Below are 21488 nucleotides of genomic sequence, written 5' to 3'. Positions count from 1 at the left end.
ACCATTCTTCGGGAATTGCTCAACTGCCAAGCCGTCCATTTCAGGAAGTAGAATCACACTGAAGTTTCCGAAAAATATCGGGAAATACGTCACCACGCCAGCCGAAGTCGATGTTTACGACCTTGCGACCGGAATCCTGACAAAAAACGGCAAGAACATCCCAGCAGCCTGCAAGCTGGATGATGGTGTTTGCCAAGGGTGACGGTTTTGTTTGCTGCGACAGTAAATTGAAAGAAAGGTCACTTATATGGATGCTGTGATTGATAGACATCGGATGTGGTTCAATACATTGACCGGACAGGTGGCGAGTGTCCAGAAGTGGAGTTCCACCACAGTCACGTCATCGGGTGGTGGCGGTTACGTTCATCCTCAATATGGAGGTGTCGTTTCAGCACCGACGATCTCATCCAACGTGCAAAATCACCAGACGTTCTGGATTGTGGCTCCAGACGGCCAAGAGATTCAGATAGATCAGGATGGTATTAAAGGCGACTTTCCGTGCCGGGAGGGGCAATCAGTCTCGGTGATATGGGGAGGGAAAAAAGGAAAACAAAATGGAAAATTTCTTGCGCTCCGTAACAACGTGACGCACCAGATTGGTTACTTTTCAGATAATGTTTACACAGAAGTATTCTCTGAAATTGGCACCTCATGGGTAAAGCTGACTGCCTTCTATGCCCTTTTTATTGTGGCGTATTTTTTTGCATTACTCATGGTCATACAGGGAGGCAATCACCACAGTCATGATGGTGACCCTAGGGCAGTGATCGCTCTTGTCCTTTTTGGCGTTATATTGATCGGTGGGTTTTTCCACGCATATTCCGTGCGTCAGAGCTTGCTGACACGCTACAGAAAATATGTTTTAGCCATGCTTGATAAGACTGACGGAACAGAGAATGTGTTCGGTAGGACAGAGGCGCGAGGAGTCATTTTCTCTTTCATAGTTCCGCTTTTGCCGAGTGCTATCGTTCTCCTGTTGGGTTTCGCTTATGCCTATCATCCTAAAAACGAAGCTTCCCCTAGCGTCGTAAGGGAGAGTCCGGTGGGTATGGATAATATGAAGGAATAGGCACAGACAGAACAGAAACCATTCTCGTTAACCGTGATAGAGGTTAGGCTCAGGACTCATTCTTTGAGGTAGAATATGACGATTGCTGCGCTGTGGATTGCATCGATCATCAGGCACTTTGAACGGTCGGTCTGATCAGTCAGCGCGACAAAGATCCGGTTGCAGACACTCAGGCAGCTCCACCGGATGAAGCGATTATATAAAGTTTTGTGCGGGCCATACGCTTTCGAGGCATCCTTCCACTGAAGGCCGTTGCGGATCACATAAACGATCCCGCTCAGAACACGCCGGTCATCCACGCCTGGCACTCCATGTGCCAGAGGGAAAAAAACGGCTCAATCCGCTCCATCTGCCTCTCAGACAGCAAAAACACGTCATTTACAGGCCCACCCTCCATCGGTAAGCCCGTGAATCATACCCTCTCGCTCAGTTCAATAAATTAACAGGTCCTGAACCTAGATCGACGGTGATGTGTATATTGATCCTTTTCGTGAGAAAAAGACAATGCTTCTCGATCAGCTTCAACGATACGAAGAAGAGGTCACACCGACCAAAAAGAGCACCCGCCAGAAAATCTGCGTATTGCGGGGTAGGGGGAATAAAACCTTAAATCTTCTTACCGAGGTGATGCGGCGAATTCAATAAAATCGCGTAGATAATGAATGTCTTCATCAGTTTCCCGATGACCAAGAAATATCTGCTTTGCAATACCCTTTTTCCCAAGTTTGATGGGGTGAAGCTTAAAACGGGCAGAATATTCTTTCACAAGCCAGCGCGGTAGTGCCGCAACGCCTCTTCCATGCGCGACCATGACCAGCATGATGTCCGTTGTTTCGATCTGCTTTTGCTGCCTTGGTGCAATTCCTGCTGGTTGCAGAAATTGCGTGTAAATATCGAGACGTTCGGACGGAACCGGGTAGGTAATCAATGTTTCGTCCACAAGTTGTTCTGGTAAAACAAACTTTGCATTGCGCAGAGGATGTTCGGGGCCAACGGCCAGCACGAGTTCATAATCAAAAACCGGCGTAAACTTCAGACCGGGTTTATAAAGTGGGTCAGGCGTGACCAGAATATCAATTTCATTACTGAACAGTGCGCCGATTCCACCAAACTGGAATTTCTGCCTTACATCCACATCGACCTTTGGCCATCTCTCCAGATAGGGTGAGACTACCTTTAGGAGCCATTGATAGCAGGGGTGACATTCCATGCCGATACGGAGTGTACCCCGCCCACCATTTGCAAATTGTTCAAGGCGGCTTTCGGCTAGTTCAAACTGTGGCAGCAGGCGGTTTGCTAGGGCTAATAGCCATTCACCTGCTTGTGTGAGTACGAGGGAGCGTCCCTCCCGCCGCCATATCTTGACGCCAAGTTGTTGTTCGATCTTGCGGATGGAATGGCTGAGGGCGGGTTGGGTCAGGTTCAGGCGCATTCCTGCGGCTGTTAATGAACCTTCTCGCGCGACCTCCTGAATGATTGTCAGATGACTGCGCTCCAGAACACCCATGGTTTTCCTATCCAATGCACAGAATTGATATGGTTATACAAACATATGAGTTCATTTTCATGAACTCATATCATGATGCTCTGCACGTTTCATTCTGGTTTTCCCGTAATCACCATAGATATTCTTTTCGGTCCGTCTCCCAGTGCTGAATGTAAAAAAATGTCAGGCGATCTGTCAGGTTGAGAGTTCTTGTCGAACGATTGCAGCACCTGCGCCCAGAGCATGGAGTTTGCCCCGTGCTACATTACGCGGCAAAGGTGCCATACCGCAGTTGGTGCAAGGGTAAAGCTTGTCGGCATCGACGAACTGAAGGGCTTTTCGTAGAATATCTGCAACCTTTTCAGGCGTTTCAATGGTTCTGGTGGCGACATCAATAGCGCCGACCATGACTTTTTTTCCACGAATGAGTTCAATCAGATCCATTGGAACGCGGGAGTTTTGACATTCCAGCGAGATCAGGTCGATATGCGATTTCTGGAGTTTGGGGAAGATTTCTTCATATTGCCTCCATTCTTGCCCAAGAGTATTTTTCCAGTCGATATTGGCTTTGATGCCATAGCCATAGCAGATGTGGACGGCAGTTTCGCATTTCAGTCCCTCAATGGCTTTCTCCAGCGTAGCAATGCCCCAGTCATTCACCTCATCAAAGAAAACATTGAAGGCTGGCTCATCGAACTGGATAACATCAACACCGGCTGCTTCGAGTTCTTTTGCTTCCTGATTAAGGATTTTGGCAAATTCCCACGCAAGTTTCTCACGGCTCTTGTAGTGATTATCATGGAGTGTATCGATCATCGTCATGGGGCCGGGGAGTGCCCATTTGATAGGTTTTTTTGTCAGCTTACGCAAAAATTTTGCATCCTCGACAAAAACCGGCTTTTCACGCCTTACGGCACCGATAACTGATGGCACACTGGCATCGTAGCGGTTACGAATTTTAACCGTTTGGCGGTTTTCGAAGTCAACACCACTGAGATGTTCAATAAAGGTCGTAACAAAATGCTGGCGCGTCTGTTCGCCATCGCTGACGATATCAATGCCAGCGCGATCTTGATCATCCAGTGTCAGGCGCAGTGCATCCTGTTTGCCTTCGACCAGTTCCGCCCCCTGCAATTTCCAGGGCGACCAGAGGGTTTCCGGCTGTGCGAGCCATGAAGGCTTGGGCAGACTGCCAGCAGTTGAGGTGGGGAGCAGTGTTTTCATGGGAAAGGACCTTGTGTTTCTGAGAGATCAGGCGGCGTAACTGGCAGACCACTGCTCAAGAATAGTGTGATAGGGTTTGATGAAGTTCTCTTCCGTATATTGTCCCTGTGCGGTTGCCAGTTGTGTACGTTCTGCTCGATCGTAGATAATTCGGGTGTTTGAATAATCCTGATACTTCAGACTGGGCTGAAAACAATCCGCAGCTGCCGCATTGGTATTGTAAATTTCCGGGCGGTAGATTTTCTGAAAAGATTCCATCACGCTGATGGTGCTGATCAGCTCAAGAGTGGAATAATCAGAGAGCAGATCACCAAAAAAATAGAATGCCAGAGGCGCTACACTGTTGGCGGGCATAAAATAACGGACCTTCATACCCATTTTTTCAAAATACTGGTCAGTCAGAGAGAATTCACGCTGTTGGTATTCAACGCCCAGAACGGGATGCTGGTTTTCTGTCCGGTAATAGGTTCGGTTGGTTGAAACACTGAGGCATATGACAGGAAGTTTCCTGAAATTCTTTTTGTAGGCCGAAGAGTTCACAACACTCTTGAAGAGATTCCCATGTAAATTTCCGTAGTTATGAGGAATACTGAACTCTGATTTATCTTTATTATAATTTGGAAGTAATATGCTAAAGTCATAATCCCGCACATAGGAAGAAAAACTGTTCCCCGCGAGACCTTCTATGCGTTTTCTGCCTTTTTTATCGATGATTGTAGAATACAGAACTTCGATCAGGGGAAAGTTGCCATTCTTGCTAGCAAAAGCGAGATCCATTTCTACGGAAACAATTTCAAGTTCAATGGAATAACGATCACCCTTGGGGTTATCCCAACGTGCCAGATCATTAAAACGGTTATCAATCATGCGCATGACGTTGCACAGATTTTCCCGGCGGCTTTCTCCTCGCGCCAGATTGGCAAAATTGGTTGTGAGACGCGTCCTGTCGGATGGATGATAGTTTTCATCGAAGCGAAGTCGATGGATAGTGAATGTAGAATCCTGAATCATTGTGGTCCTGCATCTCTGTGCCGATGACAATCAGAATTTTATTTATGAGGATAAAAACTCCCCATTTTTATTCTGATTTTTCAAGTAATGGTGACAGATATGTCTGCCGTTAAACGCCGTGTATGCGTTATGCCGGAATTGAATAGTGAATAAAAATGATTTTTTTTCATAAAAACATAAATATCGTGCATAGAACGATGTGTGCAAAGCTTTGCTCTGGAGTGGTCAGGTCACCGGTGGTGGGCTGCTAGGGGAGGGCAGGGTGTGGGAACAATGGCACACCGGACTCCTGACTGATGCGCGGCAGGCGAGGTGTTACAGAAGGGGTGGAAAGCGGCCGCTAACAAGTTTTCGAGTCATTTAATCCATCATGGATAAACGCATCGGTTTTGGGCAAGCTTGATCTATTGCCCAATGGGAGCATTAATGCTCCGCTATATTGGGTGTTGCAGGCACTTGAACAGGTTGTACGAGCTTATAGAGTGCGACGGAAAATTTGTTCGGTTTGGATTGCTGAACATTCACAGCATAGATTAATTTATAGTGTTGCTGTACCCATTCGCATACTTGGGGTTCTACCTCGTGCAAGCCACAAGCGTTGTAACGCATAACAACGTAGGGCGGACGTTTTTGTAGGTCTTCCATAAAATGCTGCCCTGCATGTGCGCCATACATAATGTCCGTATGATCGCTGAACAGGTAAATATCAAACGGCCAGAGGTTGGAGAGGTAAAATACAGAATGGTAGGCCCGAAGGCTCAAGACCTTATTCTGTCCGACTTCCCTGCTTATGGCTGCGTAATCAACACGATTGCAGTGAATATAGGTTTTAAAATTGGTACGAGCATTATTGATGACAAAAAAGAGTGCAACCACAAAAAATGGCATGAGTGCATAACGCGAAAAAATGATACCTTGCCGCAATAGAATAGCCCACATAATGGCAGCCGGTGCAAAGCAGAGCTGAAAATAATGTTCAAACGGATGCCCGGAAAGCATTGTGGCGGGCAGTGAAGAGAAAAACCACAAGGGTAAAATAAGGTTTTTCCGATTGTTCTGCATCTGGTCAGAAAGAGTGAAGCGCTTGCACCATGCAATCAATACAGGGGAAAGCAGCAGAACATAGAAAGTCATCCATAACAGGCACAGCAGACGTTCATGTAATGACCCGCTATAGCGATGCAGAAATTCATGCTGCATGGAAAAGTATGTCTGCAAAGCGCCGTGTCCGGCCAGCAGGTAAGGCGAGAATAGGACCAGAAGGCCGCTCAGACCGCCTGCAATAGCCAGAAAACAGCGAGAAAGACGAAACCAGCCGGGTGAAAAAAGCAGTAAAGCAGCAGGTGCCACAAGGCAGACCGCCGAGAGATAATTGATGTTGACTGTGAAGGCGGCAACAATCCCTGCCAGAAAAAACAGGCTATTGCGGTTATTCTGTATGCCTTTGAACATTAAGGTCAGGCACAGGGTTTCTCCTGTGACGAGAACAATCTCTGAATTGCCCGAGAGCACATTAAAAATCGCTCCACCAACAGTCAGCAACATAAAGGCTGTTGCGCGGGAAAAATCACCGAATGTGCGGCATAAGCAAACAACGGCAGCGCTTAAAACAAGCGCAAGCACTGCAAATTTGCCGCTATAAAAAGGAATAAGCCAGTCCCATAGGCCATAAAATAGATTTACGCCCAATGGTTTATGGTCAAAAGCATAGTTATAGGGAAAAAGATGGTGCTGTATAATGCCGCGACCAAGAATTGTGTAATAGGCCGGATCACCATTGGAAAAAGGGATAATCAGGTAGCTTAAAAAATACAGGAAAAGGATCAGAAGAGTACTATATTTTAGAGCGGTATATCCGTCTGGAACACGTCTGTCGGGTAAAACGGCTGAGAAAAAGACATCTATAGCTCTATTTTTCTTCTGCGGCACGTTTTGGAACCCTACATTGTTTGGACCCCACGCACTTAAACTAAATCTGGTATGATGTAACGTATTTTTGCCAATAAGCAGCCCTGTTCAGGTGCCATGTGCCTATGTTCAGTCAAAGCAGACTGGACCAAAAGCCATTGGGTTTAAGAGTGCTGCACGGGCTTAAAAACCGATTACGGCATCTCCCCCAAACGTAAACATGCCATTGTTGCGTCCCCCATTAAAGGGTGTGGTGCTGTTGAGTGCGCGATCAAACCGGATTTCCGGGCGGAGCTGAAAGACCCTTACGTGGTGGCCCAGATCCGGGCGGTAAGCCACATTAAGCGATAAAGCACCATATGTGGTGCCATGGCTGCTGGTATTGGGGCCGGGTATGGCCGCATAGGGGCGGCCAGCAATGGCGTTCATATAGGAGTTGTTGCCCTGAAATGTGGAAACCATGAGGTTATTATTGTCGCGGTAAATTTCCCCACGATAATTGAACGTAAAATCCTTATTGATTTTATAGCTGAGAAAGCTGACAAAACTTTCTGCATCGGCGGCTTTGAACTGCCTGCCTTCCATACCATGCAGGCCTTCGTCGTGCAGGTAATTGAACTCTGCTGTTATGCTCAGGCGGTCGTTGACCTGATAGGTGGCGTTAATATCGTTCCAAAAACGCTGGGCATGATCTGCCTCGTAATGTCCTCCGGCGGATGAGCGCCATGCGTTTTCCGGGCCAACGCGGCTAAGCTCCACAATACGCAGTTTGCCGCCTGCAAGGTTGTTCAGGTTGAACCCAAAATACCCGGCTGGTCTGCTGTTGTTGTCCGATGAGCCAAAAGTTGTCTGGTTCCCGGTATCTATCCCGAATGTTACGTCAAGAATGGGCGTGACGTGCCAGTTAAACATGGCCCCCACATGCTCGAATGGCACGGAATATTCGGATGTGTAGGCGAGTGTGTAAAAAGCGCGCGCAGCCGGGTCCAAACCTTCAACCCCCATGGGGGCTTGCAGAATGCCTGCCTGCATGTCCAGCCCACCAGATGTTAGCCAGGGTAGATGGACATCCACATGGGCCTGCGCGGGAATAAGCTGGTAACGCGCCTTCCATTCCTGATCGGATATGCCGGTCAGATGGTAATACCGTGCATCGGAGCCATAAAGACCTTCAAGTGTAAAACCAATCTGATAGGTGTTTTTGCTCGGATCAATCGCTTTGGAGAGCACAAATTCGGCCTGATTAAGCTGCACCTGATTGGCATGGTCGGCCAGAAAATTCCCAAAGTTATAGCCGGGGTTGGGGCGGGCCGGGTTGGCCATAATGCCCCCTTCAATCTGCCCGGTAAGGGTTATATCGCTTAACCAGTGGGCCAGATTGGAACCGTTGGCTGCAAAGGTTGAAAAGGGATGAACCTGTGCGGCTGCCGGATGGAGGGAACCACCCCATAAAATAGAGGAAATGCTTAGGGCAACGGCAAAACCGGAGTGTTTTTTGCACAGTTTCATTGCTCAGATTCCCGCATTTTTATTGTATTTGTCTGGTGCTGCTTTGGGGCGTGACCCAGCGAATACATTATAGAACGCAGTCATGATAAAACACGAAGAGGAAGACGAGTATCACGCATTTGCGATACCTGCCTTCCTCTTGGCCTATTCTATATCATATAGAATAGGTTTTATTTTTCTTTGAGTTTTGTATGTTCTGGAAGCAGCTTATGCAAAGCGCTTTGTAATTTCAGCAATGCGTTCACCAAAGGCGGTGGCTGTATCCAACCCACCTTGTGGAATTTCGTCCACGCTTGCATCGGATGGGCTTTGCACCAGTAGGCCGGTGGAGCCGCCGAGTGCGTTCAGGTCCGTGTTTTTGGCAGCTTTTGTGTTGGATGGCAGCAGGCCAAGGCTGATCCATATGCCACCATGCTGGCCTGCCAGCGTTTGCAGCCATGCCAGTGTTACGCCTTTGTCCCCCACAGGGCTGGCGCTGTTGGTAAAGCCAGCAAACAGTTTGTTCTGCCAGCCGCGTGTGAACCAGATCTGAGATGTGGCATCGGCGAATTTTTTAAATTGCCAGCTTGCATTGCCCATGTAGGTGGGGGCCCCAAACACAATGGTTTTGGCGGCAGCCAGCGTGTCCCACGCATTTTGGGGGATCTCGCCATTGCTATCAATGGCAATCAGTTCTGCATTGGCGCCATTGGCAACATACTCTGCAACCTTGCGAGTGTGGCCATAGCCTGAGTGGTAAACAACAACAATGTCAGACATACGCGCAGTTCCCTGATCTGTAAGGGCCGGAATATGTGGCCGTGGGTCTTGTGCGGGCAGCATGGCGCAGTCTGGTGCGGCCGATAAGGTGCTTTTTGGCAAAAGCATTTCGCACCAGAGGTGTGAGGTCTGGCAGGGGCAGGCAAGGTATGGAATGCCTCCTGCCAGAGCGTGCACTGGCAGGAGGGAAAGGGGTCAGATCTGCTCGATGGTAGAAAAATCGAACGTTTCGCCCTTGGGGTTTTCACCCAGCCGGATCACTGTGGCAGACGGCATGGCATACGGCGGGACAGGCAGGTTATAAGGTGCCGGGGCACCCTTTTGTACGCGGCCCGCCAGATCAAATCTGGAGCCATGGCAGGGACAGCCATAACCACCCGATGCCTCTGGCCCAGACCCCTGCGGTGGATTGTAGGATGGCACGCAGCCCAGATGCGTGCATATGCCAACGTAAACCCCATATTCCGGTGTGGCAGAACGGTGCCAGTTGCGGGCATAGTCGGGCTGCTGGTGGGCTGTGGAGTTTGCGTCTTTTAACTGTGCGCTCAGGCTGGCGTTTTGCAGGCTTGCCAGCTCTTCGGGGGTACGGCGGATAATAAAGACGGGCTTGCCTTGCCATACGGCCACCATTTGCTGGCCCGGAGCCAGGTGGGAAATATCCACATCAACCGGCAGGTGTGCTGCAGCACTATCCTGTGGTTGCAGGCTTTCAACAAACGGAATCGCACAGGCGGCAATGCCTGTTACCGTTCCAGCGGTTGTGACCATGCCCAGAAAGTCGCGGCGGCCGGGAGCCTGTTCGGGAGCTGGGGTGGTTTCAGTCTCACGTGTCATGGTTGTGCGTGCTTTCTGTTCTTCACTGCGTTTTCAGGCGTTTCCAGATTTTGCGTTTCCATGCAATGGCCAGCGCCAGCAACACGGCCAGATAGGCCATAACGGCCTTGCCAATGCTGTGGCGTTCATTGCTGTGTGGATCGGACGCCCAGACCAGAAAAGTCGTAATATCGCGGGCCTGCTGCTCCACTGTGGCAGGGGTGCCATCAGGGTATTGGATCATGCCGTTCATAAGTGGGGGGGGCATTCCAATCATGTGTCCGGCGACCCAGTCGTTATAAAACTTGCCCGGTACTATGGGGGCATCGGCTGGAGGCGGCATACGGTAGCCAGTCAGGAAGGCGTATAGCCAGTCCGCCCCGCCGGGGTGTGTCATGGCCAGACGGGACTGGTCCGGTGGAGCAACGCCCCCCATCATGGCGGCAGCCGCCGCATCGCTGGGGAAGGGGGAATGCAGGTGGTCATCGGGCAGGCCGGGCCGTGTTGTTGGCTGGCCCATGGCATCTGGGGTGCCTGCCTGTGGTTTGGCCTTGGCTGTTTCGGCTATCTGCTGCTGGGTCAGGCCAATGCCCGCCAGATCATTATAGGTCAGGTTGCGCATACCGTGGCAGGTTGAGCAGACCCGCTGGTACACCACAAAGCCGCGTTGCAGGCTGCCCTGATCATACTGACCCAATGGTCCATCAAAGCTCCATGGCTGATGGGGCGGGGCTTTGTCCGGCTCGTTGGCCAGTGCCACGCCAGAAAGACCAAGGGCAGATATTACCCCAAGGGCGGGAAGGGAAAAAAGACCCCGCATCAGTGCTCTCCTTGTGCGGCGGCAATGGAGGAGGGAAGGGGACGTGTTTTTTCCTTGCGGGAGACAAGGGGGAGCAACACGAGAAAATAGCCGAAGTAATAAATACCAGCCAGACGGGCCACAATAAGCCACCCCCCCTGAGCGTGGTGCTTGCCTGCCGCTGCGAGCAGAATAAATGCAGCAACCAGCCCGAACAGGCCAATACGGCACAGCGGGCGGAAGCGCATGGAGCGCACGGGTGAGCGGTCCAGCCAGGGCAGGGCAAAAAGGATAAGCAGGGAGGCCGCAGAGGCCAGCAGACCACCAAATTTGGAAGGCACGGACTGGAGCAGGCCATAAAAAGGCAGGAAGTACCACTCCGGTTCAATATCCGCCGGTGTGTGCATGGGGTCAGCCGGTGTGTAATTGTCGGCTTCGATCAGCACGTTGGGCCAGAAGAACATCAAAGCGGCAAACACCATGGCGAACACAATAAGCCCGACCAGATCCTTGCTGATGTAATAGGGGTAGAACGGTACCGTATCCTTGGGGGTGCGGGGTTCAATACCCAGCGGGTTGTTGGAACCGTTGACATGCACAATGGTCACATGCAGCCCCACAACCCCAACGACCAGAAACGCCAGCAAAAAGTGCAGCACAAAAAAGCGGTGCAGGAACACATCGCCCAGATGGTCACCCCCAGCCATAATATGCTCAAGGCTGGGACCAATGCCGGGAATGGCGCCAACGGCTTTGGTAATAACATCCGCTCCCCAGTAGGACATCTGCCCCCAGGGGAGCATGTAACCGGCAAAGGCCGTGGCCATGACCATAACCAGCAGCACAAGCCCGCTCAGCCACAACAGCTCGCGTGGGGCTTTGTAAGACCCGTAATACAGACCACGGAACAGGTGCACATATAGGGCGGCCAAAAACAGGTTGGCCCCCGTCATATGCATGGCGCGCAGCAGCCACCCCCCAGCAAGCTGGCGGTCTATGGCTTCGACCGACAAAAATGCCCCTGCATTGGTGGGGGTGTAGTTCATGGCCAGAAAAATGCCCGTAGCCAGCATCAGCAGCAGAACAACGGTCAGAATGGCGCCAAAATTCCACAATCCGTTCAGATTACGTGGCAGGCGGAAGTCAATATATTCAGCCCGGAAGGCAGAAATAACAGGCAGGCGGGCCTCTATCCATCCGGCAAGGCCGGTCATGGCAGGGGCGGCTGGGGTGGCTTTGTTCGCCGGGTCTGGTTGGGTCATGGTTGGTCCATGGAGGCTGATGGAACTCCGACATACAACGAGCACACAACAGGATAAAAATACAGGGCGCGCAAAAAACCTGCCTGAACTCGCGGTTACAAAAAACGGCCCGGCCAGGTATTTTCGGCCATGGCTCCATTTATGCCCTCTCTCATAACAGTGCCGGAACGTGTGGCAAGGGGGGCTGGGTATTTCCGCTCTGTTTTGTAACCCGTCATGCGGTTGTTCAGAATGAGCCATAACCAGATGTGAAGCGTTTTATTCTTGCAACCCGTGACTGTTAGCCCCATCATATCAGTTAGCAGTCGCCATTGTGCGGGTGCGACGTTCTCAGGGCAGGGTGTAATTCCCTACCGGCGGTAAAGGAGGAGCCTGCTCCTCCAAGCCCGCGAGCGCCTGTTTCGGCAGGGTCAGCAGATCCGGTGTAACTCCGGAGCCGACGGTCACAGTCCGGATGAAAGAGAACAAAGGAGAGACTCGCTTCCTGTCCGTTACGCCCGTATTGGGTGTGCGCAAGGAGCGGGAGAGCCTTTTTACGCCCTGAGTCCGTCTGTTGTGTGCAGGTCATGGACAAAGAGAGCAGGGTGAATAGCATTCCACAATCTTTTTCCCGCGCAATGCCAGCATGTGTTGGTGCAGCCTTTGATCTGGCTGTTTCCGAAGCATGGCGTTTTGCAGGGCAGACCGCGCCAAACCCGGCTGTAGGGTGTGTGCTGCTGGATGCGCAGGGAACTGTGCTGGTCATTGCCGCGCACCACAAGGCGGGCATGTTACATGCCGAGCGGCTGGCAGTGGAGCAGGCGCGGGCACTTGGCGTGGCGGAGCGGATTCATACTGCTGTGGTTACGCTGGAACCCTGTAACCACACGGGGCGCACGCCGCCTTGCACGCAGGCTTTATTATCGACCCCTGTTCAACAGGTCTGGATTGGATGTGCGGACCCCAACCCCCATGTGCAGGGTGGTGGAGCAGCCTATTTGCAGGCCAATGGTGTGGCGGTGCACTGGCTGGACCATGCTCCCAATGGCGCGGCCAGCATGGCTCGCTGCCGCGCGCTTTTGGCACCGTTTGCATGGCGTATGGTGCATGGCCGACCGTGGATAACAGTCAAGCAGGCTGTTAACGCACAGGGGAGCATGGTGCCACCAGCTGGCAGCACAACCTTTACCACGCCAGCATCGCTCCATTTTGCCCATGCCCTGCGGCGCGTAACCGATGGTATTGTTACGGGCACAGGCACAGTCAGGGCTGACCTGCCCGGTTTTACCGTAAGGCATGTGCCAGATCATGCGGAGCGGCGGCGCGTATTGGTGGTGTGTGGCGCACGGCACAATGTGCCTGCACACTGGCTGGCACAGGCGGAAGCGCGGTTTGATGTGCTGTTCTGCCCCGATGTTGCCGCCCTGCCCACTCTGCTGGCCAGTACCCCGGCCCTGTGGATTATGGTGGAAGCAGGGCCAGCCCTGCTGCGCGCCATCCATGAGCAGGGGCTGTGGGATGACTGGCTGAGTATTCGGCAGGATGCCCAAGGTCAGGACCATTTTTCTGTTTCAACCCGACACGATATCTCTCCCCTTTCTCTTTTTCCAGAATGGGCACGATGCACGCAGGAGCAGGCATGTTTTCCGGTATTATAGAATCCCTCGGTCAGGTCCTGAAGGCGGAGCAGGGGGCCCAGTCCCTTATGCTGGAAGTCGAGACCGGGCTGACCGATGTGGCAGAAGGGGAGAGCATTGCCGTTAACGGTGTGTGCCTGACTGCCGTGGCAGAGGCACAGAATGCGCCTGTCCGCTTTTTTGTCAGCAGTGAAACACTCGACCGTACCATGCTGGGCAGGCTCAGGGCCGGGGCGCGGGTCAATCTGGAACGTGCGGTTACGCCTTCCACCCGTCTGTCGGGGCATATTGTGCAGGGGCATGTGGATGGGCTTGCCCGGTTTGTTGGGGCAACCCCGGTGGGGGATGCCCGGCGCGTGGAGTTTGAGGTGCCCGCCGAACTGCGGCGCTATATGGTGGAAAAAGGCTCGGTTGCGCTGAACGGAATCAGCCTGACACTGAACGAGGTGGGGGCGGTGCAGGACGGCGTATTCCGCATTGCCCTTATGATTATTCCCCACACATGGGACCACACCACACTGGGCACAGCGCAGGTGGGGGATGCCGTGAATGTGGAAGTGGACATCATTGCAAAATATGTGGAGGCACAATGTCAGGTAAAATGACAGAGGGGCAGAAGAGCGTGCCGTTCCAGCCTTCCGTGCGCCTGCTCCGTGCCGTAGCCGCCGTGCGTGCGGGCCGCATGGTTGTGATGGTGGATGATGAAGACCGCGAAAATGAGGGGGACCTTGTTATGGCTGCGGAGTTCATGACCCCGCAGGCCATGAACTTTATGATCACCCATGCCCGTGGCCTTGTCTGCCTGCCGCTGACTGCCGAGCGGGTTGCGCAACTGGAATTGCCCATGATGGTGCGCCAGAGCGATAACACCGCCCAGTATGGCACAGCGTTTACGGTCTCGATCGAAGCGCGGGAAGGTGTGAGCACAGGCATTTCCGCCGCAGACCGGGCGCATACCGTTTGTGTTGCCGCTGCGGATGATGCAAAGCCTGCGGATATTGCAACTCCGGGCCATATTTTCCCCCTTCGTGCCGATCCCGGTGGGGTTCTGGCACGTATAGGCCATACCGAAGGCTCCATTGATCTGCTGCGCCTTGCAGGGCTAAAGCCTGCCGCCGTCATTTGCGAAATCCTGAACGAAGACGGCACAATGGCCCGCCGCCCCCAGTTGGAAGTGTTTGCCCGCCAGCACGACATGCCCATTATTTCCATTGCGGAACTGGCTGCGTGGATTGCCGCGCAGGGGCTGACACCGCTGGAACAGCCAGATCAGGGCAAAGCTGCGGATACAGAAGCAGAGCATGTGCCTGATCTGGCCGAAGCCGCCCTGCCCAGTGTGTATGGCGGCGATGACCTGATGATCCACGCGTTTAAGGATGATAACGGCGTGGAACATGTGGCGCTGGTCAAGGGGCATGTCAGCCCCACTGGGCCAGTTCCTCTTGTTCGCCTGCATTCCGAATGTGTGACGGGCGATGCGCTGGGGTCTTTGCGGTGCGACTGTGGCTCCCAGCTTCAGGCCGCATTACGGGCTATTGGGCAGGCGGAATGTGGTGTGCTGGTTTACGTGCGCGGCCACGAGGGCAGGGGGATTGGGCTGGTCAACAAGATCCGTGCCTACGAATTGCAGGATGCAGGGCTGGATACGGTGGAAGCCAACCATAAACTTGGCTTTGCGACCGATGCGCGCGACTGGCGTGCAGCAGCTGGAATCCTGCGCAGTCTTGGTGTTGGTCAGCTTGACCTGCTGACCAACAACCCGGACAAGGTGCGTGCGCTGGAAAGCCGGGGTTTTGTTGTGCGCAAAAGACTCGGCCTGGAAATTCCGGCCAACACCTTTAACCGGGCGTATCTTCACGCCAAGCGCAAACGGATGGGCCACCATTTGAGCTGCGATACCGTAACCCCTGCCACGCACACGGTCCCAGCCTGAGTTTTTGTTGACTTCAAAACGCACTGTTCAAGGATAATAGCACTTATGGGTACACGTTCCCCGGTCAACCTGCCTGACCTCAAAGCTCTTACCCCCGCTCCCCGTCTGGCGCTGGTTGTCAGCCGGTTTAACGAGACGGTCACCGGCGGTCTGCGTGATGGTGCCATTGCATGGCTGGAAGAGCACGGCATTACTGTTTCTGACGCAGATGTGTTTGCAGCTCCCGGCGCGTTTGAAATGCCCTTGCTGGCGCAGGCTCTGGCCAAAAGTGGACGATATGAAGGGGTCATCTGCCTTGGCTGCGTGGTTAAGGGAGACACCGCCCATTTTGAATTTATCAGTCTGGGTGCGACCATGGGCATTATGCAGGCAAGCCTTGCCACGGAAGTGCCCGTAGCGTTTGGTATTCTCACAACCTACACGGAGGAACAGGCAACTGTGCGTTCCTCCGATGATGTGCATAATAAAGGGCGCGAAGCCGCTGCGGCATGTGTGGAATCTCTTGCTCTCCTGCGTCAGATCAGGGAGGGATAACAGGAGCAGCATACCAGTGTAGGCTGCGGGCCTTGCGGGCGTGGGAAGGGAGACTGCATGAAGCGCATCACTCTTGTAGCCGGTATTCTGGGGCTGGGGCTGACGGTCTGGATGCTCTCGCGCTTTGGCGCTCATGCCATTTTTGCGCTTGTTGTGACTGGCGGCTGGGGACTCCTTGCCGCCATTGTTTTTCATGCTGTTCAGGTCTCATTATCCGCGCAGGCGTGGCGGGTTATTGCCCGGCGTGACCTGCCCCCCCACCTGCCATTGCGTGATTTTTTTATTCTGCGCTGTGTGCGTGAGGGTGTGAACAACCTGCTACCCGTGGCGCAGGTTGGGGGGGAGGTTGTTTCCAGCCGTCTGCTTGCCCGTCGTGGTTTGGGTTTGCGGCGTGCAGCCGCAGCCACAATCTGCGACCTTACGCTTGAACTGCTCAGTCAGGTGCTGTTTACGGTGGCGGGGCTGCTTTTGTTGCTGGCTCTGGTCCAGCGCTCTGCCGTGACCGACCGATTGCTCGAAAGTGCCATGGTGCTCGCTGTTATTGGTGTGGCCGTATTTGCCAGCCAGTGGCTGGGGGCTGTTGCCGTGGTGGAAAAACTGCTGGAGCGGATAGCCACCCATCTGGGCTGGGGCGGTGTAGAGGGCATTCGCGGCATTCATCAGGAAGTGCTGGGGCTTTACAAAACCCGCAACAATGCTGTGACAGGTCTGATCCTGCAATTTTCCGCATGGGCGCTTGGTGCGGTGGAAGTCTGCCTGATCCTGCACTTTATGGGGCATGACTGCTCTTTGGCGACGGGTTTTGTAATCGAAGGTGTGGGCGAGGCGGCCAAGTCCGCCGGATTTGCGGTTCCCGGTGCATTGGGTGTGTCCGAAGGGGGGTATCTGGTTGTGGGGGGGCTGTTTGGAATTGCACCTCCCGTGGCCATTGCGCTCTCGCTTATCAAACGTCTGCGCGAAATTGCTTGGGGTGTGCCCTCACTGGTATTGTGGCAATGGCTGGAACATGCTTGGTCAGGCCGTGCAAATAACACGGAAAAATCTCATTTTCCTCACTCAGGCCGGTAAAAGAAGAGTGGTCTGTGTATATCCTCCCTTGCATCGTGCGACGCTGTTAGGCAAACCAAGGCGGTTTTGTGCCTGACGCCATGACTTTTCTAGGATCCTGTCGTTTATCATGCTCTTTGCACCCATAGGTCGTTTTATCACCCTTTGTGCGCGCCATGCGTGGCTGGTCGTGGCACTCTTTTGCGTGTTGTCCGGCGCAGGCGTTTATGCGGGCATGACCCAGCTTGGCGTGACCACGGACACGAGCAAAATGCTCTCGCCCCGACTGGAGTGGAAGCAGCGTTCGGATGAGATGGGGCGCCTGTTTCCACAGAAGGAGAACCTTCTGGTCGCTGTGGTGGAGGCCGATCTGCCGGAAGAAGGGCAGGAGACTGCCCGGCAGCTGGCCGAAAAGCTGGGGGCGGATCATCAGCATTTTTCCTTTGCCAACAGGCCGGATGCCAACCCTTACCTTGAGCGCAACGGGCTTATGTTCCTGGAGCCCAAGCCACTGGCCAGCATCCTGAACGATACGATCGCAGCCCAGCCCTTTTTGTCTGCCCTTGCTCAGGACCCATCCGCCCGCGGGTTGTTTGGTGCGCTTTCGCTTATTGCCGAGGGGGTCAAGGCAGGGCAGGCCAATCTGGCAGGTTTTCAGGCACCATTGACCGGCTTTGCCAACACGTTGGAAAAAGCAGCCGATGGCAAGGCGGACCTTATGTCCTGGCAGCGCCTTCTGGGAGGGCAGCTGTCTGATCTGGCGGGGCGCTACCAGTTTGTCATTACCAAGCCTGTTCTGGATTATGGGTCCTTCCAGCCCGGTGGCGCTGCGGCGGATGCCATGCGCGATGCCATAAAAACTCTAGAGTTTGTTAAAAATGGTCATGCCAAAGTGTATCTGACCGGGCAGGTCCAGCTTGATGATGAAGAGTTTGCAACCGTGGCGGAGGGTATGGTTGCCGGGCTTATTGGGTCTTTGGCGCTGGTAACACTGTGGCTCACACTGGCGGTGCGCTCATGGCGGGTGGTGCTCCCCATTGTGATCACACTGGTTGTGGGGCTGTTGCTGACAACCGGCTTTGCAGCCGTTGCAGTTGGTACGCTGAACCTGATCTCTGTTGCATTCGCCATTCTGTTTGTGGGGATTGCGGTCGATTTTGCCATCCAGTTTTCCGTTCGCTTCAGGGCACAAAGCCCTACCGCTACGGGTAAGGATGGAATGTACGAAGCCCTGCGCATGACGGGGGAAGAAACCGGACATCAGATTCTGGTCGCCTCCCTTGCCACTTCCGCTGGTTTTCTGGCGTTTACGCCCACAGCCTTTCTGGGGGTTGCGCAGTTGGGGCTTATTGCAGGCATTGGCATGTTGGTGGCGTTTATCTGCACCACAACCTTGCTGCCCGCCCTACTGTGCATTTGCCACCCCCCCCTGAACTGCCCCAGCATGGGATATGTGTGGATGAAGCCGGTGGATGTTAAAATCCGCCACCACCGCAAATGGCTGCTGGCATTTTTTGGTGTGATCGCCATTGCGGGGCTCGCACTTGTGCCAGCCCTACAGTTTGATGGTGACCCCCTGCACACCAAAAACCCTAATTCCGAGGGTATGCGCGCGCTTAGCCTGCTGATCAATAATCCGCAGACATCACCTTACAGCGCAGAGCTTTTGGTTAAATCGCTGGATGAGGCCCGGAAGGAGGCTGATCGTCTGGATGAACTGCCTGATGTGCATGACGTGATGTGGCTTGGGTCTTACGTACCAACCCAGCAGCCAGAAAAACTCGCTCTTATTCAGGATGCAGCCTCCATGCTGCTGCCAACCCTGATTGTGCCCAACCCCAAGCCCGCACCCGATGCCGCAGCCCTGCGTGAGTCTGCGGCCAGTACGGCCAAGGCACTGGGCGAGGTGCTGGATAAACTACCTGCTAACGACCCGCTGCGCAGGATTCAGGCTGCGCTGGCCCGTCTGGCCACTGCACGGGACGAAACCGTGCTGGCTGCCAATACGGCGCTGGTACGCTTTTTGCCGCCAGAACTTGCGCAGCTCAAAAGCATGTTGCAGGCAGGGCCAGTAACCATTCATGATGTGCCACCCGTTATTGCCAACGACTATCTGTTGCCAGATGGTCGCGCCCTTGTGGAAGTGCACCCCAAAGGAGTCATGAGCAGTTCTGGCGCGCTCCGCAAATTTGTGGGTTCTTTGCAAAAAATCGAACCGGATATGGCCGGTACGGCAGTCGATATTGTGGAAAGTGCACGCTCCATTGTGCGGGCATTCGAGCAGGCCGCCGGAGCAGCGGTGGTCATGATCGCCATTATTCTTATGATCGCCCTGCGCAGGATCAAGGATATGGCATTGGTGCTGGCACCGTTGCTGCTTTCGGCCCTGATGACGGTCATACTGGTTGTGCTGCTGCCCGAAACGCTCAACTTTGCCAATATTATTGCCTTGCCGCTGCTGCTGGGTGTTGGCGTATCGTTTAATATCTATTTTGTTATGAACTGGCGTGATGGGGTTCAATACCCACTGGCTTCCCCCACGGCGCGGGCTGTGCTGTTCTCTGCCCTGACAACGGGTACGGCTTTTGGTTCCCTTGCCTTGTCGCATCATCCCGGAACGGCCAGCATGGGGCGGCTGCTCCTGCTTTCTCTGGCGTGTACTTTGTTGGGAACACTGGTGTTTGTTCCGGCCCTGCTACCCAAGCGCCCGGAGGATGAGGCCTAAGCCACAAGACGGGTTTTGTTGGCAGAACAGATTAAATTCAAGGTTGTAGGTTATCAGCGCCAGTATAAAAAAACCTCCCCATAACGTGGGGAGGTTTTTTATTGGCACTGCTGTATCTGGTCACCCCTGCAGGAAAGAGATCCTGCCGGGGAGGAGAAAGCGGGAACGATCAGCTTTTGGACCATTCAGGGTGGTGTGGCACCTCAATGTCGCGGCCTTTTAGCATCATATCCCAGTAAACACGGGGGAATACGGTTGTTTTGAGGAACCATGCAAATCGGCTGGGTTTGCGCTGATCGTAGGGGAAGCTTGGCGCGGGTTTGCCGCCATACAGGAACTCGGCCAGAACAATTTTACCGTATGCCACAGTAAGCGGACATGCGCCGTACCCATCGTACTGCCCGGTAAGGGGACGACCATCGAGGGAGGCCAGAACGTTCTGGGCAACCAGCGGAGTTTGTGCGCGGGCAGCTGCCATGGTTTTGGCGTTGGAGGTATTCATAACATCGCCAATGCCAAAAATGGCCGGGTATTTGGCGTGCTGGAGTGTTGTGGCGTTTACATCCAGCCAGCCAGCGGCATCGGCCAGGGGGCTTTTCTTAACAAAATCAGGTGCACTCTGGGGTGGGGTTACGTGGAGCATGTCAAACTCCTTTACCACCTTGGTCACTTTGCCATCCGGGCCGGTTACGGCAAAGGTTGCCTTGCGTTCGGGGCCGTTTACCGCAATCAGATTGTGTTTGTAGTGCAGGTTAATGCCGTAATAATCCACCGCTTCCTGCAAAGCAGGGCGGAAGTAGGCCACGCCAAACAGCGCATCGCCAGCAAGGCAGAATTCAACATTGGTGCGGTTGAGCGTACCCTGCTTGCGCCAGTGGTCGGAGGCAAGATAGGCAATTTTCTGTGGCGCACCTGCACATTTGATTGGCATGGGGGGCTGGGTAAACAGAGCGGTGCCACCAGCAAGGGACTGGATGCAGGTCCATGTGTATTCCACAGTGTCTTTGGAATAGTTGGAGCAAACGCCGTTGCGCCCCAGGGTTTCGCTCAGACCCTCAATCTTATCCCAGTCCAGTTGCAGGCCGGGGCAGACAATAAGGCGACCGTAGCCAACGGTGCGCCCGTCTTCGAGTGTGAGGGTATTGTTATCAGGCTGGAAGGTGCTGACCGCAGCGCGCAACCATTTGCAGCCTTTGGGAATCACTCCACCTTCCTGCTCCAGTGTGTCACGCAGCTTCATGACTCCTGCGCCAACCAGTGTCCAGCCCGGCTGGTAGGCATGGGTGGTGGCGGGGTCAATAATGGCAATATCCAGTGTAGGGCGTTCGCGCAGCAGGCGGGCTGCAACGGCAATGCCAGCGGAACCGCCACCAACAATAACAATGGTGTGCCGCAGGTCGGGTTCCGTGCTGGGTGCTGTTTGGGTCATGGAGTGGTTTCCCTCTTGGTCTGCCATAAATTATGCGTGACACTATTCCAAACACTGACAATTAAATAAAGTATTTAATTGTCAGTGCGCCATGTTCTGGCGACAGGTCAGTCCTTAAGCCAAACTTCAACCGGGCCGCTGAGTTTCATGGTCAGGGGGTTGCCATGGCGGTCAACTGTTTTGCCAACAGCTACTCGGACCCAGCCTTCGCTGACGCAATATTCTTCAACATTGTTTTTTTCCACGCCCTTGAACCGCACGCCCACGCCACGTTCGAGCAGGGCTTCGTTGTAGAATGCGCTGTTGGGGTTAACGGAAAGACGGTCAGGCATTGCATCGGACATAGTGCATATTCCTTGATAAA

The 21488-nt window shown here is 53.7% G+C and carries 20 protein-coding genes and 1 riboswitch; of the genes, 8 read left to right on the top strand and 12 right to left on the bottom strand.

Features of this window, described 5'->3' with window-relative positions; translation table 11 throughout:
- Positions 1-202, top strand: a 202-nt coding sequence (locus Absy_RS12585) for a hypothetical protein (protein WP_219810127.1), incomplete at its 5' end; no start/stop codon positions are given.
- Between the two features lie 45 nt (positions 203-247).
- Positions 248-1069: a hypothetical protein gene (locus tag Absy_RS02375; RefSeq protein WP_048853128.1), complete on the top strand. Its 822-nt coding sequence runs from the start codon at positions 248-250 to the stop codon at positions 1067-1069.
- Positions 1070-1125: 56 nt separating this feature from the next.
- On the opposite strand, the gene Absy_RS12990 is transcribed toward Absy_RS02375, so the two are convergent.
- From Absy_RS12990 to Absy_RS02325, 10 genes are all read right to left on the bottom strand, one after another.
- On the bottom strand, positions 1126-1368 hold the full coding sequence (locus Absy_RS12990; RefSeq protein ID WP_158319835.1) for a transposase: 243 nt from the start codon (positions 1366-1368) through the stop codon (positions 1126-1128).
- Positions 1369-1685: 317 nt separating this feature from the next.
- Entirely contained in the window at positions 1686-2576 is an 891-nt protein-coding gene (locus Absy_RS02365; protein WP_048853127.1) for a LysR family transcriptional regulator, read from the bottom strand.
- Between the two features lie 174 nt (positions 2577-2750).
- Positions 2751-3779: a methionine synthase gene (locus Absy_RS02360; protein WP_048853126.1), complete on the bottom strand. Its 1029-nt coding sequence runs from the start codon at positions 3777-3779 to the stop codon at positions 2751-2753.
- A gap of 27 nt (positions 3780-3806) precedes the next feature.
- The gene (locus tag Absy_RS02355; RefSeq protein ID WP_048853125.1) at positions 3807-4790 is read right to left on the bottom strand and encodes a DUF1852 domain-containing protein; all 984 of its coding nucleotides are present in this window, start codon (positions 4788-4790) and stop codon (positions 3807-3809) included.
- Positions 4791-5213: 423 nt separating this feature from the next.
- Positions 5214-6719 carry an ArnT family glycosyltransferase gene (locus Absy_RS02350; protein ID WP_048853124.1) on the bottom strand — a complete coding sequence of 502 codons (1506 nt, stop codon included), beginning with the start codon at positions 6717-6719 and terminating at the stop codon, positions 5214-5216.
- A 162-nt stretch (positions 6720-6881) separates the two neighbouring features.
- Positions 6882-8207 carry an outer membrane beta-barrel protein gene (locus Absy_RS02345; protein ID WP_048853123.1) on the bottom strand — a complete coding sequence of 442 codons (1326 nt, stop codon included), beginning with the start codon at positions 8205-8207 and terminating at the stop codon, positions 6882-6884.
- A gap of 207 nt (positions 8208-8414) precedes the next feature.
- Positions 8415-8966 (bottom strand): flavodoxin family protein, encoded by a 552-nt coding sequence (locus tag Absy_RS02340; RefSeq protein ID WP_048853138.1) that lies wholly within the window; start codon positions 8964-8966, stop codon positions 8415-8417.
- 195 nt (positions 8967-9161) lie between these two features.
- Positions 9162-9800 carry a ubiquinol-cytochrome c reductase iron-sulfur subunit gene (petA, locus tag Absy_RS02335; protein WP_048853122.1) on the bottom strand — a complete coding sequence of 213 codons (639 nt, stop codon included), beginning with the start codon at positions 9798-9800 and terminating at the stop codon, positions 9162-9164.
- A gap of 22 nt (positions 9801-9822) precedes the next feature.
- Positions 9823-10599 carry a cytochrome c1 gene (locus Absy_RS02330; protein WP_048853121.1) on the bottom strand — a complete coding sequence of 259 codons (777 nt, stop codon included), beginning with the start codon at positions 10597-10599 and terminating at the stop codon, positions 9823-9825.
- Positions 10599-11840, bottom strand: a complete 1242-nt coding sequence (locus Absy_RS02325) for a cytochrome b (protein ID WP_048853120.1) — start codon at positions 11838-11840, stop codon at positions 10599-10601. The genes Absy_RS02330 and Absy_RS02325 overlap by 1 nt, the downstream gene beginning before the upstream one ends.
- 322 nt (positions 11841-12162) lie before the next feature.
- Positions 12163-12310: riboswitch (FMN riboswitch) on the top strand.
- 147 nt (positions 12311-12457) lie between these two features.
- Here Absy_RS02325 and ribD point away from each other — a divergent pair.
- The 6 genes from ribD to Absy_RS02295 all read left to right on the top strand — a co-directional run bounded on the left by ribD (position 12458) and on the right by Absy_RS02295 (position 19695).
- On the top strand, positions 12458-13477 hold the full coding sequence (gene ribD / locus Absy_RS02320) for a bifunctional diaminohydroxyphosphoribosylaminopyrimidine deaminase/5-amino-6-(5-phosphoribosylamino)uracil reductase RibD (RefSeq protein ID WP_048853118.1): 1020 nt from the start codon (positions 12458-12460) through the stop codon (positions 13475-13477).
- Complete coding sequence (locus tag Absy_RS02315; RefSeq protein ID WP_048853117.1) at positions 13459-14061, top strand: riboflavin synthase; 603 nt, start codon at positions 13459-13461, stop codon at positions 14059-14061. The genes ribD and Absy_RS02315 overlap by 19 nt, the downstream gene beginning before the upstream one ends.
- Positions 14046-15389, top strand: a complete 1344-nt coding sequence (gene ribB, locus Absy_RS02310; protein WP_371263681.1) for a 3,4-dihydroxy-2-butanone-4-phosphate synthase — start codon at positions 14046-14048, stop codon at positions 15387-15389. Before Absy_RS02315 ends, ribB begins: the two co-directional genes overlap by 16 nt.
- Positions 15390-15434: 45 nt before the next feature.
- A complete protein-coding gene (ribH, locus tag Absy_RS02305) occupies positions 15435-15923 on the top strand; it encodes a 6,7-dimethyl-8-ribityllumazine synthase (RefSeq protein WP_048853115.1) in 489 nt (162 codons plus the stop codon).
- Positions 15924-15980: 57 nt separating this feature from the next.
- Positions 15981-16991 carry a lysylphosphatidylglycerol synthase domain-containing protein gene (locus Absy_RS02300; RefSeq protein ID WP_048853114.1) on the top strand — a complete coding sequence of 337 codons (1011 nt, stop codon included), beginning with the start codon at positions 15981-15983 and terminating at the stop codon, positions 16989-16991.
- Positions 16992-17100: 109 nt separating this feature from the next.
- Complete coding sequence (locus tag Absy_RS02295) at positions 17101-19695, top strand: MMPL family transporter (protein WP_048853113.1); 2595 nt, start codon at positions 17101-17103, stop codon at positions 19693-19695.
- 169 nt (positions 19696-19864) lie between these two features.
- Here the strand turns inward: Absy_RS02295 and Absy_RS02290 are convergent, their stop codons facing one another.
- Together Absy_RS02290 and Absy_RS02285 are read right to left on the bottom strand one after the other, a co-directional pair.
- Positions 19865-21124: an NAD(P)/FAD-dependent oxidoreductase gene (locus tag Absy_RS02290; protein WP_048853112.1), complete on the bottom strand. Its 1260-nt coding sequence runs from the start codon at positions 21122-21124 to the stop codon at positions 19865-19867.
- Positions 21125-21231: 107 nt separating this feature from the next.
- The gene (locus Absy_RS02285) at positions 21232-21468 is read right to left on the bottom strand and encodes a DUF3297 family protein (protein WP_048853111.1); all 237 of its coding nucleotides are present in this window, start codon (positions 21466-21468) and stop codon (positions 21232-21234) included.
- Positions 21469-21488 lie beyond the last annotated feature (20 nt).

The organism is Acetobacter syzygii (genome assembly GCF_000964225.1).
Lineage (GTDB): Bacteria > Pseudomonadota > Alphaproteobacteria > Acetobacterales > Acetobacteraceae > Acetobacter > Acetobacter syzygii.
This window is presented reverse-complemented; position numbering and strand designations above follow the sequence as displayed.

What these genes read in the sequence shown, in the direction of transcription:
- Absy_RS02365 (WP_048853127.1), bottom strand. Translation starts at nt 2,576, where the DNA reads ATGGGTGTTCTGGAGCGCAGTCATCTGACAATCATTCAGGAGGTCGCG.
- Absy_RS02315 (WP_048853117.1), top strand. Translation starts at nt 13,459, where the DNA reads ATGTTTTCCGGTATTATAGAATCCCTCGGTCAGGTCCTGAAGGCGGAG.
- Absy_RS02340 (WP_048853138.1), bottom strand. Translation starts at nt 8,966, where the DNA reads ATGTCTGACATTGTTGTTGTTTACCACTCAGGCTATGGCCACACTCGC.
- Absy_RS02360 (WP_048853126.1), bottom strand. Translation starts at nt 3,779, where the DNA reads ATGAAAACACTGCTCCCCACCTCAACTGCTGGCAGTCTGCCCAAGCCT.
- Absy_RS02325 (WP_048853120.1), bottom strand. Translation starts at nt 11,840, where the DNA reads ATGACCCAACCAGACCCGGCGAACAAAGCCACCCCAGCCGCCCCTGCC.
- ribB (WP_371263681.1), top strand. Translation starts at nt 14,046, where the DNA reads ATGTCAGGTAAAATGACAGAGGGGCAGAAGAGCGTGCCGTTCCAGCCT.
- Absy_RS02290 (WP_048853112.1), bottom strand. Translation starts at nt 21,124, where the DNA reads ATGACCCAAACAGCACCCAGCACGGAACCCGACCTGCGGCACACCATT.
- Absy_RS02375 (WP_048853128.1), top strand. Translation starts at nt 248, where the DNA reads ATGGATGCTGTGATTGATAGACATCGGATGTGGTTCAATACATTGACC.
- Absy_RS02330 (WP_048853121.1), bottom strand. Translation starts at nt 10,599, where the DNA reads ATGCGGGGTCTTTTTTCCCTTCCCGCCCTTGGGGTAATATCTGCCCTT.
- ribH (WP_048853115.1), top strand. Translation starts at nt 15,435, where the DNA reads ATGGGTACACGTTCCCCGGTCAACCTGCCTGACCTCAAAGCTCTTACC.
- Absy_RS02355 (WP_048853125.1), bottom strand. Translation starts at nt 4,790, where the DNA reads ATGATTCAGGATTCTACATTCACTATCCATCGACTTCGCTTCGATGAA.
- Absy_RS02345 (WP_048853123.1), bottom strand. Translation starts at nt 8,207, where the DNA reads ATGAAACTGTGCAAAAAACACTCCGGTTTTGCCGTTGCCCTAAGCATT.
- Absy_RS02285 (WP_048853111.1), bottom strand. Translation starts at nt 21,468, where the DNA reads ATGTCCGATGCAATGCCTGACCGTCTTTCCGTTAACCCCAACAGCGCA.
- Absy_RS02295 (WP_048853113.1), top strand. Translation starts at nt 17,101, where the DNA reads ATGCTCTTTGCACCCATAGGTCGTTTTATCACCCTTTGTGCGCGCCAT.
- petA (WP_048853122.1), bottom strand. Translation starts at nt 9,800, where the DNA reads ATGACACGTGAGACTGAAACCACCCCAGCTCCCGAACAGGCTCCCGGC.
- Absy_RS02300 (WP_048853114.1), top strand. Translation starts at nt 15,981, where the DNA reads ATGAAGCGCATCACTCTTGTAGCCGGTATTCTGGGGCTGGGGCTGACG.
- ribD (WP_048853118.1), top strand. Translation starts at nt 12,458, where the DNA reads ATGCCAGCATGTGTTGGTGCAGCCTTTGATCTGGCTGTTTCCGAAGCA.